This window comes from Pantoea sp. JZ2 (assembly GCF_035191405.1).
Lineage (GTDB): Bacteria > Pseudomonadota > Gammaproteobacteria > Enterobacterales > Enterobacteriaceae > Pantoea > Pantoea stewartii.
In genome coordinates, this window is the sequence record NZ_CP045247.1 from 891,582 (window position 1) to 904,654 (window position 13,073).

Here is a 13,073-nt window from a genome sequence, read left to right on the forward strand (position 1 = left end):
GGTAGTGGAGTTATTAACGCGTTTATTATTTTCTATTTCTGATTGGCTCCAGTTTTTTCTCCTTGTCGATTCATGGCATCATGATGATTGAAGATAAAATTAGGATTATTTTAATCTAGTTTTTTAGAAATTTAAATTGAAACAGCAGCCATCTGGAAAGTTCAGTTAACAAAAAAACATAATTTTCATTTAACTATCCCATCATGTTGTTCTGCATCAAATACTGATAATTGGCAGGATTTGTTTCACAACTTATGTTTCAATAATTTAAATGAATCACCACAGGTTTAATAGATCCTCAGAATTATCTGAGATGACTGAAAAGAGATCTGACTGGAAACAGGCTGTGCCTGTGGTCATCGCAAAATCCATCTCTTTCTGCTTGATACAGGGCTACAGTGCGGATTGAACCGGTTCGTCGGCTGATGAGACGTTCCGGAATAAAGGCTCAGGTCGGGTACCGGAGTCCACGGGCATGTAAAAGTAAGGCCAGCGTGATGGCATCCAGCAGGCTCCAGCGGAAGTTCAATCCGGACGCACCGAATGAACGCTGGGTGACGGATATAACCTACTTCCGGGCCCATTAAGGCTGTATGTATCTGGCCGTGGTGGTTCTTCTGTTCTCACGAAAAATTACCGGCTGGTCACAAGCATACGCTCCCGGTTCTCAAGCACACTCATGCCGATGTTCAGCTCAGAGAGTAGTGTGACCACCTGCGCGACATCAAGGCTGTGGCGGTCCATCAGGTGCCAGAAGCGCTCATAAGCGCGATTTACCGTGGCTTTGCGGGGCGCTACCGGATATTTCCCCTGAGGGGGTTCTCAACCGAACAGCAGCAACAGGTTCTGGAGATACGCAACGCAACCGACTTGAAGTGCTCTTCTCACCGGCAGAACCGGGCATATTACAGCCCGGGGGCAGACCGAATTTGACCTACTCCCCGTTGATTAACACACCGCGATGTTAGTAATGTCTTCATAAGCCACATGAGGACATTCCCATGAAGAAGCGTTTTTCCGACGAACAGATCATCAGTATTCTCCGCGAGGCTGAAGCCGGCGTTTCTGCCCGGGAACTCTGCCGTAAGCACGCTATTTCCGACGCCACGTTTTATACCTGGCGTAAGACGTATGGCGGCATGGAGGTGCCTGAGGTTAAGCGCCTGAAGTCACTTGAGGAAGAGAACGCCAGACTCAGGAAGCTGCTCGCCGAGGCCATGCTGGATAAGGAGGCGCTTCAGGTGTCTCCTGGGCGAAAGTACTGACGACAGACCAGAAGCGCGAAGTCGTGGTGTTGATGTGTGATGCGACCGGTCTGTCGAAACGTCGTGCCTGCAGACTCACAGGTTTGTCCCAGTCGACCTGCCGCTATGATGCTCAGCGTCCGGCGGCTGATGCCCATTTATCAGGGCGCATTACTGAACTGGCACTGGGGCGCAGGCGTTTTGGCTACCGCCGCATATGGCAGTTACTGCGCCGTGAAGGGCTTCTGGTTAATCACAAGCGAGTGTACCGCCTTTATCATCTGAACGGGCTGGCGTTAAACGCAGACGTCGTCGTAAAAGGCTCGCAACAGAACGTCTGCCGCTGCTCCGCCCGGCGGCGCCCAACATGACCTGGTCGATGGATTTTGTCATGGATGCGCTGGCTACTGGTCGCAGGATCAAGTGCCTTACCTGCGTCGATGACTTCACAAAGGAATGCCTGACGGTCAATGTTGCCTTCGGGAATTCAGGCGTGCAGGTCACGCGTATTCTGGACAGCATTGCGCTGTTTCGCGGCTATCCGGCTACGATAAGAACCGATCAGGGCCCGGAGTTTACCTGCCGCGCGCTCGATCAGTGGGCCTTTGAGCATGGAGTGGGGCTAAGACTTATCCAGCCCGGCAAGCCGACACAGAACGGATTTATTGAGAGTTTTAACGGACACTTTCGCGATGAATGGCTGAATGAAGACTGGTTCAGCGACGTCAGTCATGCCAGGAAAACCATCAGCGAATGGCGTCAGGATTATAACGAATGTCGCCCGCACTCCACGCTGAATTATCAGACGCTGTCTGAATTTGCAGCGAGCTGGAGAAAGGGTAATTCTGAGAGTGAAGGATCCTACATTACTAACTTAGTTTTGTATTTAACCTTGGGGGCAGGTCACTCTTTTTGTCTGTAAAAAAATCCTTATTGATGATTAACAGATTCGAATTTATTTCCCGTCATGCAGCTTCTTTATTTTGCTTGTCGGCATACTTCTGCAGACGTCTGAACCATCCCTCCCAGTAATGTACCGGGGTAAGCAGTACCCGTCGCCGTTCGTCACACAAGGCGTTCCCGATAACATCTTCATCGGCTATGCCGCAGAGTGACAGCTGGATATAGGCCATGGCCGCAGCCAGCGGATCAATGTCAGTCACCGATACCCACATATGGCGGTGCGAAGAATAACCGGCCTGCCGGAGCACATAGGCAAATGCGAGCGTCATGGCACCGGCACTGCAGGCGGGCTCAGCAAACGTGATAAACGGCTTGCCCCTGAACAGCTCTTCTGGTCTGCCGAGTTGCATCTGCGCCATCATCAGCGCCACGCTCCACGGCGTGAAATACTGGTCTTTACCTTTGTCACCCAGCTCCAGCAGCATGTAAATGCGCCCGAGAAAGTCACAGGGCTTTTCTTCCAGGCCGTTCACCACGTATGCCAGCAGTCTGGCCATTGATGAAACGTCCTCTTTTTTGTATCTGGCCACGATGGCCATGTATTTCTTTTCACGTTTCTCACAGAACTGCAGGCCATTCTGAATCGCAATAACACTGCAGCTGATGAAGTCGGTAAACACCTGAAGACGCCGGGTGCCCCGGGCGATGGAGTTGAACAGGGAGATGAATTCTTTCTCATGGTCGGTGCGGATACTCATGCGTGTTTCCTCATTAAAAAGGGGTAACACGCCCCGTAAGGGAAACGATGTTCCCCCTTCGGGTGAAAAAGCGGCCACAGCAGATGCTGTGGCCATTGTCTGACAGACCTGAGATACCGGTCTGTCGGTTGGTAACGTCATGCGCGAACGCCGGCGTAATGTGCAACGGCCGGAGTGGCAGGTGCGCCTCCTTCAGCACTGAACTGATACAGACGGGCCCCTTCACTCACCGGATACTGCACCTCATCCTCCGGATAAGGGCCGCTGTCGACGTGGTCACCGCGATCAAAACAGTGGTAACCCGACGTGCCGGCATCCGGAGACAGCCAGTAGTGACGGATTTCACAGTTAAACTTCTCCGACATCTGCCCCATGACTTCCGCCGACGGCGGAGACCAGGGCGAAGAGAACGTCAGCTTCAGTGAACCGATATCATCACGACTACACTCCATCCGGTGCCCCGCCGGAAACTCCGTCCCGTAGAGCTGGTTATAGAGTTCTGACGTGGTACTGAGGCCACTGAACAGACCGCTGTCCCCGTTGAGCTCGGTGGCCAGACGTGACGGCATCACCATCAGCATGTCACACGGGCAGGTTGTGTCCGGTTTTATACTGAGCCACTCCCAGCGCTCCTGCGGGTCAAACTGATCGCCCGCAGAGGCGACGCCGAACCAGTCGGCGTAGTGAACGGCCATAAGCTGGGTGATGGTCTGGCGGGCAGCAAAGGGAATACTCTCCCATTTGATGTCGCCAATGCCGGACTGAACCCAGATTTTGTCCATTCGCGAGAGCGTTGCGCCGTCAAGCCAGGCATCCTTCTCCAGCAGCTCCAGAAAATGCTGAAACGCCTGGTTGGGTGACGTGCCGCCCCCGGAGCCTGATGAAACCAGCTCCGGATAAGCACGGTATTCCGTTGCCTTCGCGGGTTTGAGCATGCCGGCACAGCCGGCGAGAAACAGCTTTATGGCCTGCCGTATGGCGTGGCGGTAAAGCGGCGCTTCGGTGCCGGTAATCCACGACTGCATAACGTCGATGTCGGCAGACTTACCGGTGATTTCCAGACGGTTTTTGCACCATGAAAACATCGTTGTACTCCTCTTTTACGTTTAAAAAAGAGGGCATCTCCCAGAGGGGAATGCCCTCAGGGGGATGATGGCGACTGACGTCGCCGGGGTTAATTACGCTGCTTCAGTGCGGGTTTCACCGGGCAGCTTCAGCAGATATTCCGATGCTTCCCGGGCAAGCCGGCAGGCGCGGAAAAACGCTTTTTTGTCGTTACGCAGAAGGCTCAGCCATTCATCAACATAGCTGTCGTGCTGGACCCTGCCGGCTATTCCCAGCTGTGCGCAAAGAAAGGCAGTGCCGGTGTCGGCAATAAGCTCTTCCAGGGCATACACCGGGTTGTCAAACCTGCTGAGATGAGACGTTATTCCCTCACGGCTGAGACGGCTGGCGTGACCGGTGGCATGAACAAGCTCATGCAGTACGGTGGCCATGTAGTTCGGCGGTGACTGAAAAAAACCTTTTTCAGGCACCACGATGGTGTCAATACAGCTGATGTAGTCGGAACGGTAAAGCCCGTGATGTGTCCCCATAACCCCGGAGGCACTGAATATTTCACGCACCTGATGCTGAACACTCAACGCATCCGGGGTACAGGGCGGAGCAAACATCGTTTCAGGCAGGCCTTCACACTGCGCAACGTTAAAAAGCTGCAGCGACCGCATTCTGACCTGCGCTTCCCCGTCTTCGGGTCCCTGACCATGACTACCATGACGGGAACGCCGTTGAGACGGCTTAAAGATGATGGCCAGCGAGCTGCGTTCGCCTTTCCTTACCCGTCCGCCGGCAACTTTTGCCTGCTGATACGTGAGCCAGCAGTCGTTGCTGTAACCTGCCTCTTCAGCGGCCATCCACAGCAGCGGCATGTTGACGCCGCTGTAGTGTCTTCCCGTGACGGCATTGACCGGCCGCCCGAGGCAATGGTCCTTCTGCCCCCGGCACCACGGCCGGCGCCAGGGCGGCACGCCGTTTTCCAGTGCGGTGATGATTTTGTCGGTGACGTGCTGATAAAGGTCAGTCTGTTGTTCAGTTGGGGCCTTACGGCCAGGAGTTTTTTTCTTCATGAGATGCGCCTCTTAAAAAAACTGCGCATCTGCCCGGTGGCGGACAGTGCGCCACCGGTGAGTGGGAAAACTTTCTTTATGAGTAAAAATGTATCGAGCCGTCTGGTGCGATCTGACTGATACGCTTACGAAGCTCCTGCACAGCAGTGTTTAACATTTCATAATCGGAGGGTTTAGCCCGCCTTGAATCAAGCCGGACAACCCTGTCGAGCACGCTCAGGGCCTGTGAACGCCAGCTGAGATGATCAGCCTTACCGCCGCAAGACTGGTAGTGATGTAATGCATGGTCATAAAGCCAGGAGATCCTGCTACGGTAAATGCCGACAGGAAGATAAACCTTCTCAGGCTCAACTGTTTCGGCAAAAACCCTGACGTCACCCGGAGTCTGGCAAATGAAAGACACAAGCAGGTCCTGGTGCTCATTCAGGACTGCGTCGCAGGCGTCCTGGCTCAGATCAAACTGATGAAAGAAGTATTTTTCGGTTATCAGGCAGTCTGACAGCTTACGCCATCCGTCATCTGACAACGGATTGCATCCTTCTGCCCAGGCCAGTGGCTCCTTTACCAGCGGTCTGAGATCACTGCGGCGGAGAAAGATACCGTTGTTTTTTTCGAGAATCACGGGACCTCTCATGCCCCGCCTGAGAGACAGAACCGGACGAAGCTGTATGGAAGTGAAACGTATCATGGTGGCTCCTTAAAAAAGGAGGTGACCTCCCCGGGAGGGAAGGTCCCTCCGGGAAGTGTCATTCAGTTAATATCAGTCAAAGCGATAGCGAAGTTCCGCCATCTGCTGCGCCATCAGCCGACCGGCCCTGAGAGCCTTGCGGGCTGTTGCGTACGTACCGGCCCCCGGCAACTGGTCAACACGCCAGTCACGCTGGGTAAAGCCGGTGCGACGGGAGATGACGGGCGTAAACCCGTTCTCTGTCAGCACGACGTCGGCCTTAAAGCTGCAGCGGCCGCTGCGGTTAGTAAACCACTCTGCCTGCTGTTGCTGCAGGTTGCCGGCAAGCCGGTTGAGTGCGCCTGAAAGGCGGGTGACGAGTGAAAGCATTATACTGCTCATGGTTTTCTCCTGATAAAGCGCGGAGAAACCATCGCCGCTGTGGCGGGGAGGTTGTCCCCGCGCGGGTTAAAGCCTTTGTCAGAAACTGACGCAGGCCGGCGGTTAATCACTAACCAAAATCGTGGTAGTAAGCGTTACCCGAATCCTGCGGGGTAAAGCGCCGGCTGGCAGAAATGTTAACACTCACATTCCCTGCCACAGGGTGACAACGGTGTCTGAACTGATGGAGATAACATCTTTCAGCTCCGCTGGATGGTGGCTCCAGTGTTTCAACGTACTCCCAGTCTTCGCCACCATGATAAGTCTGCCCGGGGGCGGTGAGAGAACGGTTAAAGGGGTGCTCCGCAAGCCTGTTCCACATACGGTGCCACTCTTCGCTGTTGTGCTTAACCAGCAGTGATATTTCAGAAGCCTGAGTGTTCATCGACAAATCCTCTTTAATTAAAGGAGGATTTGTCTCCGCAGGGAGATAAGTCCCCGCAAGGGTAAAACAGACAGCTGTGATGCTGACAGGTTGCTGGTTGCTTTGAGATATCCTCCTCAGTCATACCAGCTGTCTTCTTCAAGCAAAGCCTCTTCGTCCCACACGGCACAGCCGAAAAAAAACGTCCAGGCGGCTTCATCAATGTCTCTGGCCATCTGGCACAGGCTTTCAAAGAAAGACTGCCAGGATGCCGGCACGAGTTTGCGTACAGACAGCTCGGCAAGGTCCCGTGCGACTTGAGCCATTTCCCAGACATAGTATTGAAAACCGTCTTCATCGGTATCGGTGTTAAGACCAAGACGACGATGCGCTGCAATAATCAGCAGGTCTCCTTCAGCTTTGGCCAGTGCAACTTTATGAGCGGTCAGTTCCGCAGCGTGGGTGTTAAAATCAACTGTAAACACTTCTTCTGCGTCTTCTGCATAAGCTTCAGCTGCATAATCGATGGTAAAATCACGGGCAAAATCATGTGCTAACGTTAATGCGTTCATAAAGGATTCCTTAAAGAATTGAGGAACCCTGCCCCGGACGGGGACAGAAGTCCCGTCAGGGTGAGAAACTAATCAGTTAATAAGGCTTTCAGACAATGTCAGAAGCATCAGCGCTCTGATAAAACATTTCACGTAATTGCTCTGTAGCGTTGTCCAGCGCTTTGTCCTCGCGAGACCGGGCAGCGCCCTCATGAAAAGCCGCGTTCCAGTGAAGACGGTTAATTTCCATCCCCAGCAGAGTGAGCTCGTTCACTGCCTCTGCAATGAAGGCATGCCTGATGTAGCCATTCTCAGTCGCAAAACCAACGGTATAGGCGACATGCCTCAAGAAAGTCAGGTAGTCAGGAAGGCCGTCAGCAGGAACCTGTGGGTCTGCGTCGACCATGAGTCTGTAATCCAGACGAGCGTTAAGCTGAGTTTTTACGTAATCCACCAAGATTTTTGCAGAAGCCGGCGAATCACAGTTCAGTAACGTGAGAGGGTTGATCATTCTGGTGTAATGCATGGGTACGATCCCTTAATGAAAAGGGAACCGTCCCGGAGGGAAAGTATCCCTCAGGAGTGAAAATCAGGCACAGAATGCCAGATGAGTAAAACAGGTGTATGGGGGGTGATGCGAAGTAGAAAAGGACCTTAACCGCAGGGGTCTCTGTTTTCAAAGGTTAAACAGATTTATTACCGCCCGAAAGCGTCATCTCTCAGGTAATGATGACATTGGCGTGTGATTACCCGAAGGCGTTCCTCTCAAATCACCGGAACATTGGCAGTTGTCGAGATGACAACGGTTAGCATGGAAAATGTACTCCAGCGCACTGTCCAAATCAATAACGCCGGAGTGAATTTTATGAAGATAACCAGGACGCTTTCACCGTATCGCACCGATCCCCAAACCAGGCGTCTGCCATAATGGCATCGGGATCACACTGCTGCATGTAGGTTCCGTTTTTAAGCAACGTGGCTAAAACCGCTGAAAGAGGAATGATAAACTCACCCGCCGCAATGTTTTCCATGTTGTCGCGGCTACACATCTTTAATGAACCCGTAAATATATAGCCTGTTTCTGAAATGGCAGTCGCGCAACTGAAGTCGATACCGTCATCATAATAACGGTTAACTGTCGCAAACGTATCCGCTTCATTAACCGGTGAAAGACAACTAAACGTAATCCTGATTTCTGAGGGTGGTATTTCAGATAAGCTAATTTCGTGAATATACTCAACAGATAAGATGCTGAAAGTTATAACGGGTAAATTATTCACAGTACACCTCATGATTAATCATCAGTCCATCAGGGACTGGCAGTAAACATTTCTGATATAGGTTCCTCGTCCGTCACCATGTCCGAGGTCCATCGAGGTCAGTGCAAGTGATTCGTCTTTCGAAAAACCTCTGGTAAGGTGATATCTGAAAGCATCTTCCGCGTAACTGTAACGTAAGCTGTGTGGTGTCTCATGCCCCCCGGTCATTTCGGTCCGGAGCGTATTTCTGTAATAGTCCATCGCGGATTTTAAATCGGGCTTATCAATAATCTTACCGTTATTGTTTTCTGCGTGTTTAATAGCACGGTTAACGGCATCCAGAACTTTATCCCTGTCGACGATTGTGGTCAGCCTTGCACGTCCCCCTTTGGTTCCGAAAATAACCTTCAGGGTTTTATCGCCCCGCTGTAATGCCTTCTGCCAGGTATTTAACGATTTTGCTGACTGAATAGCTTCTTCATTTCTCAGTCCGATATAACGTGACAGACATACCGCCACGGCAACGCCTTCATTTTTTTTCTCAATGTTCTGAAGAATCTCGATGTAGCGCTCGTCAGAAACAGATTTTTTTGTGCCCATGCGACTCGTGTCTGAAATACCCAGACTTTTATTATTCAGTCGTTCATGTGAAGGGTCAGCCAGTTTGTGTTTACCGGCATTACGGAGCATTACCCGTATTGCCGACATTTCATTCTGACGGGTTCGCCGGGAAACATCATCAGATGCCCGGCTGTTCATATACAACTCAATGTGCCGGACTTTGAGTTGTGATACCGAGTTTATCTGAATATTGAGCGCGGCGAGACGCTCAGCAAACCGGTGCATAATTCTGGAATAGTCATCCTGCTTTTTAAAGCTCCCCCCGCTTTTACGGATTTCAGCGACAAGTTCCTGCTTTAACAGTTTTTCACGTCTGGACATCTGTACCTCCTTAACAGTTTTGCCACGTAAAACAGCATTACAGGCAGATGTCGTTTTCTGCCGTTCCGTGAAAACGGCAGAAAACGACACCCGCATTACCCTGGCGACACGGTTTGAGTTCGCGCATCCTGCGTCGTAATGAGTACCTGAGCACCAGGGAAGTGCAAAGTGTTGAGGTTTTGAGAGGTGTCAAATCAGTGTTCTACACTGACCGCAGCTTTCGCTGTACCTGTTTCCAGGTCGCCCCCGACATCATCCTCCGATGATGTCGCCGATTCGGTATCTCATTACATAGCTATTCCTTTAATAACAATGTGATAAACGGATTCGTTTTGCGTTTTTCACTGGGTTGATAAAATTGTGTTCGTCTTCTCACTTCGTTTCACGTTGTAGTGAAGGAAGAAAAGGTACGTAAAATGCGCGTTCAGGACGTGTTTTCGCGCGCGTCACTTGGTACTCGTTTCACTCGTACACAAGTGACGCCGCGCTCCTCTGCTTTCAATGCAAACGTGGAAGATGCCCAAATGTTCCAAATGGTCATACCCGCGTTGCAAAGTTCGCAGCAGCCCTTCAGCGTCAGTGCGTAAAGAAAAGTGAAAGCAATACGGCCGAAACCGTAATCAGAAAATGCCAGAAATGGCTTTGTAAAAGAAAGGACCTTAATCGCATAGCGATCTTCGTTCTCAAAGGTTAAACGAAGTTACCGCCCGAAGGCTCCGTCTCTCAGGTCATGACGGTTTTGGCAGCGCAATCACCCGAAGGCGTCCCTCTCAGATTGCCGGGACATTGGCGTGTTGCAAAAGCAACGGTACAGCAGCAGGAATGTTAGATCGTTATGAGATCCATTTACAAGCTAAATATCATAGCGACATAAGGAGTTATGTTTAGTTAAGCAGGGGGCTTCGAATAGCCCTAGGGAAAAGGATTATGCTCAGATTTACTCAGTGCTTATTATCAGGAATTTAAATAACTAGCACCCCCATGTTTTTAAATATGCCTGAGATAAAATCTGGTATGCCGAATCAATGTCAATATTGCTATAACAATTTTTGTAAAAGCTTTCAACCTCCTTATCAATAATAACAATACTGGAAACTTGTAATTCAACCATGCCTGTGGGAGAACGGTTAAGTATCACCCACTCTTCTCCTTCTGTCTCATCGGTGTGAAAATTAAGATGCGAATACAGAACGTCTTCTGCCGGGATGCTTAACTCTAATGAAATAGAGCCATACCCGCCCTTGTCATTTGTGTCTGTAAAAGAGTTAATCACATCCATATATACGGGTATTGTTTTTCTACCTATAACTTCAGCAGAAGCTTTGTAAAGCATGAGCATACCACTGTAATCCATTTCGAAAATCCCAAAGGGTGATATTTTAGCTGAACTTCCTCCCATTGAGCGTATCTTCCCAGGCGCAATTTCACGTCTCAAATTTATATAACTTACGCCAGCATCCTTTAGTGCTTTCTGAGTGCCATTGTAGATTTCCGTCAACTCGCTCACAACCTCGTTCAATTGCAGTTCATTAAGCGACTCTATCGTTTTATCAACATCCTCTTTGTATCTCAAATAATTTCTGTCATTATTAATAGGTAATTTTAGATCACTAAATAGCTTTGAATAAAACCATAATAAAATGGCGTAACCATTGCCTTTCTCTTCGCTAAATCCCCTGATGTATTCATATTCCTCATATTTACTTCTATACCCAATGCAAGCAGCAAGAATATCGTTTTTCATGCAGTGTTTAGATTTAATAAAACTCTCATCCATTTCAAAGGTTTTGAATGATTTCATTTTTACTCCTGAGCGAGTTACAAGATGAATTTACTGTTATGTATCCTGTTCTGTTTGCCTGGTAAAAGCTGAATTTTGTAATTAATTGCAAAACTGCTGCCGCACTCAGCGACTACTGTTTGCCAACTTAACCCTGTAAACGTACACCCCAGATACTGTACAAAAATTTGCCAACTTAGCTGTCTTTAAAGTAATCTGGGGTCGGGCGTTTATCATAGTATCGGAGGCAGACTTCATGGCCAGCGACTGGAATGATGAGCTTGATAAATACGAGAATGGTCGGAGCTTTGGTGAGGATTTGCGAGATTCTGTTAGAGCAGCTTTTTCTGCCACTACCTTAGTTTCTTCCATAACCAAAGCTGCATCTAAACCAAGTGATGAATATAAGTCATCTTTGAAATACAGTTGGGAAAAAGAGGGTTTTTTTAAAGAGAAAGACGGTTTTTAATAAAGCGGCGAAATGATACCGCCGCTTTTATTTATTTGATTTTGCTACTTTATTACCCCTTTGACACCTTGAGTGGCTATACCTTGAGCCTTTTTCCCTGCTTCGGCACCTGCATCCATAGACATTTTAGCTCCGTCTGATAAATGACTGGCCATCGACCCAATTTTTGCTCCTGCCCATCCCAGCATTCCTACCCAGAACGCCGGAAACACCACATACATCATCCCCAGGACCAGGTTCATGATCCATCCGTCACGCGGTGAGCTGAGGAAGTCTGCAATAGGCTGCCCTGATGCCATGCCGCCTGCCGCAAGGTTTGAGTAGAGAATGGTGATAAGTCTGTCATCCAGCCAGCCCGCCAGTGCCCACCAGAACGTGATGAACTGCAGCGCAAACAGCGCAAACGAAATCGTTACTACTGTCTTTGGCTCGTAGGCACTGAACATCATCAGCACGGGGATGACAATAATGATCATCATCTGAAGCAGCGCCTGTATCATCGGCAGCGCCTGCTTGAGCGCATCAAAGCCCGGCAACGCCTCAACCTGCTTCATGCCCAGCCCGACCGTGGACGTAAACCGTGACAGGCTCCCTCCGATACCACTCGTTGTGTCCGCACTGCCGGACATGTAGGTGACGCCGCTCCCTGAAATTTCTGCGTTGCTGGGGCTGACCAGCCAGCGCAGCGCCGGCTCTTCCCACTGTGTGCCTGGAAACTGGCGCTGAAGCTCTTTTCGGGTAGATTCGCTGAAGCTGGCCAGTACACGCTTACGCAGTCCGTTGCTGCCGTCAGACCACCAGGTTTTGCACGTCGGATACCCTCCCTGGCCTGTATCCGGATAGCCACTGTCACGACTGCTGTTGTAGGGCCACTGGCTTCGTGGCGTCATGGCCGTGTAATAGTCGTAATAACCTGAGGTGTTAAGGAAATAGTCACTGCCAATCCAGCCGACTGAGTTGATGGTGGCGTCGCTCAGCTGGCTGTTGCTGTTTTTTAACTTAAAATAGGCACGGGAGTAGCACTGGTTTGCGAAGTCCTGGACCTCCTGCAGCACCACCGGGTCGCGCAGTTTTGTGTTCTGCACGTCAAAGCGCAGCTGACGCAGCTGCGTGCCGCAGGGAATGGACGCTATCATCGCCTGCGTGGTGCCCTTCGACATCATATGCAGCAGATACCACCACACCGGCACCTCAGCCGTGCGGCCGTCGAAGTCATTTACAAGCCCTTTATAGCCGGAGTTCTGCGGCGTGGGTACGCTGAAGCCGCACTGTTTCGCCCGCGCGTCGTCAAACTTGATGGTGCTGATATCCACCGGCACCAGCGGAACGCAGCAGAGCAGCATGACCAGAAAGGAAAGGTAAATCGTGTGCTCGATGCGGGGCAGCGCGAGTACACCTTTATTACCCTCGTCGGCCCCTTCCTCACGCACCTTCAGCCACACGCCGAGCACCTTGAAAACCAGCGGCAGCGCGAACAGGCCGGTGCTGCTGAGGATGCCCCACATCGAGTTATTGAGTACCCAGCCAAACAGGATGAGGAAGTATTCCAGGTAACTGTTCGCCGTCATG

13 protein-coding genes and 3 pseudogenes are annotated in these 13,073 nt (G+C 50.7%); 3 read left to right on the forward strand and 13 right to left on the reverse strand.

What is annotated here, in order from left to right; all coding sequences use genetic code 11:
- Positions 1-333: 333 nt before the first annotated feature.
- Positions 334-647: pseudogene (locus GC087_RS04380) on the forward strand (DDE-type integrase/transposase/recombinase); the annotation flags it as partial.
- A 1-nt stretch (position 648) separates the two neighbouring features.
- Here the strand turns inward: GC087_RS04380 and GC087_RS25810 are convergent.
- A pseudogene (locus GC087_RS25810) lies at positions 649-795 on the reverse strand (conjugal transfer protein TraE); the annotation flags it as partial.
- Positions 796-1,001: 206 nt separating this feature from the next.
- On the opposite strand from GC087_RS25810, the pseudogene GC087_RS04385 reads away from it, so the two are divergent.
- Positions 1,002-2,166, forward strand: a pseudogene (locus GC087_RS04385) (IS3 family transposase).
- Positions 2,167-2,209: 43 nt separating this feature from the next.
- Here GC087_RS04385 and GC087_RS04390 read toward each other — a convergent pair.
- From GC087_RS04390 to GC087_RS04440, 11 genes are all read right to left on the reverse strand, one after another.
- Positions 2,210-2,905 carry a DNA methyltransferase family protein gene (locus tag GC087_RS04390; RefSeq protein ID WP_064353028.1) on the reverse strand — a complete coding sequence of 232 codons (696 nt, stop codon included), beginning with the start codon at positions 2,903-2,905 and terminating at the stop codon, positions 2,210-2,212.
- A 137-nt stretch (positions 2,906-3,042) separates the two neighbouring features.
- Positions 3,043-3,990 (reverse strand): DUF1281 domain-containing protein, encoded by a 948-nt coding sequence (locus GC087_RS04395; RefSeq protein WP_064353027.1) that lies wholly within the window; start codon positions 3,988-3,990, stop codon positions 3,043-3,045.
- A 93-nt stretch (positions 3,991-4,083) separates the two neighbouring features.
- Positions 4,084-5,031 (reverse strand): ArdC family protein, encoded by a 948-nt coding sequence (locus GC087_RS04400; protein WP_064353026.1) that lies wholly within the window; start codon positions 5,029-5,031, stop codon positions 4,084-4,086.
- A 76-nt stretch (positions 5,032-5,107) separates the two neighbouring features.
- Entirely contained in the window at positions 5,108-5,719 is a 612-nt protein-coding gene (locus tag GC087_RS04405) for a hypothetical protein (RefSeq protein ID WP_064353025.1), read from the reverse strand.
- Positions 5,720-5,791: 72 nt separating this feature from the next.
- Positions 5,792-6,100, reverse strand: a complete 309-nt coding sequence (locus tag GC087_RS04410) for a hypothetical protein (RefSeq protein WP_064353024.1) — start codon at positions 6,098-6,100, stop codon at positions 5,792-5,794.
- Positions 6,101-6,209: 109 nt separating this feature from the next.
- Positions 6,210-6,524 (reverse strand): hypothetical protein, encoded by a 315-nt coding sequence (locus GC087_RS04415; RefSeq protein WP_064353023.1) that lies wholly within the window; start codon positions 6,522-6,524, stop codon positions 6,210-6,212.
- Positions 6,525-6,640: 116 nt separating this feature from the next.
- Positions 6,641-7,075 carry a hypothetical protein gene (locus GC087_RS04420; RefSeq protein WP_226376326.1) on the reverse strand — a complete coding sequence of 145 codons (435 nt, stop codon included), beginning with the start codon at positions 7,073-7,075 and terminating at the stop codon, positions 6,641-6,643.
- A gap of 88 nt (positions 7,076-7,163) precedes the next feature.
- Positions 7,164-7,580 carry a hypothetical protein gene (locus GC087_RS04425; protein WP_064353022.1) on the reverse strand — a complete coding sequence of 139 codons (417 nt, stop codon included), beginning with the start codon at positions 7,578-7,580 and terminating at the stop codon, positions 7,164-7,166.
- A 337-nt stretch (positions 7,581-7,917) separates the two neighbouring features.
- Positions 7,918-8,334 (reverse strand): hypothetical protein, encoded by a 417-nt coding sequence (locus GC087_RS04430; RefSeq protein WP_064353021.1) that lies wholly within the window; start codon positions 8,332-8,334, stop codon positions 7,918-7,920.
- A 21-nt stretch (positions 8,335-8,355) separates the two neighbouring features.
- Entirely contained in the window at positions 8,356-9,255 is a 900-nt protein-coding gene (locus GC087_RS04435; protein WP_064353066.1) for an integrase domain-containing protein, read from the reverse strand.
- Between the two features lie 970 nt (positions 9,256-10,225).
- Entirely contained in the window at positions 10,226-11,056 is an 831-nt protein-coding gene (locus tag GC087_RS04440) for a hypothetical protein (protein WP_064353020.1), read from the reverse strand.
- 235 nt (positions 11,057-11,291) lie between these two features.
- On the opposite strand from GC087_RS04440, the gene GC087_RS04445 reads away from it, so the two are divergent.
- Complete coding sequence (locus tag GC087_RS04445; protein WP_064353019.1) at positions 11,292-11,504, forward strand: hypothetical protein; 213 nt, start codon at positions 11,292-11,294, stop codon at positions 11,502-11,504.
- 44 nt (positions 11,505-11,548) lie between these two features.
- Here the strand turns inward: GC087_RS04445 and GC087_RS04450 are convergent, their stop codons facing one another.
- The gene (locus GC087_RS04450; protein ID WP_064353018.1) at positions 11,549-13,072 is read right to left on the reverse strand and encodes a conjugal transfer protein TraG N-terminal domain-containing protein; all 1,524 of its coding nucleotides are present in this window, start codon (positions 13,070-13,072) and stop codon (positions 11,549-11,551) included.
- Position 13,073 lies beyond the last annotated feature (1 nt).

Bases quoted from the DNA above. Each gene is read 5' to 3' on its own strand.
- GC087_RS04440 (WP_064353020.1), bottom strand. From the start codon at position 11,056: ATGAAATCATTCAAAACCTTTGAAATGGATGAGAGTTTTATTAAATCT.
- GC087_RS04390 (WP_064353028.1), bottom strand. From the start codon at position 2,905: ATGAGTATCCGCACCGACCATGAGAAAGAATTCATCTCCCTGTTCAAC.
- GC087_RS04425 (WP_064353022.1), bottom strand. From the start codon at position 7,580: ATGCATTACACCAGAATGATCAACCCTCTCACGTTACTGAACTGTGAT.
- GC087_RS04400 (WP_064353026.1), bottom strand. From the start codon at position 5,031: ATGAAGAAAAAAACTCCTGGCCGTAAGGCCCCAACTGAACAACAGACT.
- GC087_RS04450 (WP_064353018.1), bottom strand. From the start codon at position 13,072: ATGACGGCGAACAGTTACCTGGAATACTTCCTCATCCTGTTTGGCTGG.
- GC087_RS04420 (WP_226376326.1), bottom strand. From the start codon at position 7,075: ATGAACGCATTAACGTTAGCACATGATTTTGCCCGTGATTTTACCATC.
- GC087_RS04395 (WP_064353027.1), bottom strand. From the start codon at position 3,990: ATGTTTTCATGGTGCAAAAACCGTCTGGAAATCACCGGTAAGTCTGCC.
- GC087_RS04445 (WP_064353019.1), top strand. From the start codon at position 11,292: ATGGCCAGCGACTGGAATGATGAGCTTGATAAATACGAGAATGGTCGG.
- GC087_RS04405 (WP_064353025.1), bottom strand. From the start codon at position 5,719: ATGATACGTTTCACTTCCATACAGCTTCGTCCGGTTCTGTCTCTCAGG.
- GC087_RS04435 (WP_064353066.1), bottom strand. From the start codon at position 9,255: ATGTCCAGACGTGAAAAACTGTTAAAGCAGGAACTTGTCGCTGAAATC.
- GC087_RS04410 (WP_064353024.1), bottom strand. From the start codon at position 6,100: ATGAGCAGTATAATGCTTTCACTCGTCACCCGCCTTTCAGGCGCACTC.
- GC087_RS04415 (WP_064353023.1), bottom strand. From the start codon at position 6,524: ATGAACACTCAGGCTTCTGAAATATCACTGCTGGTTAAGCACAACAGC.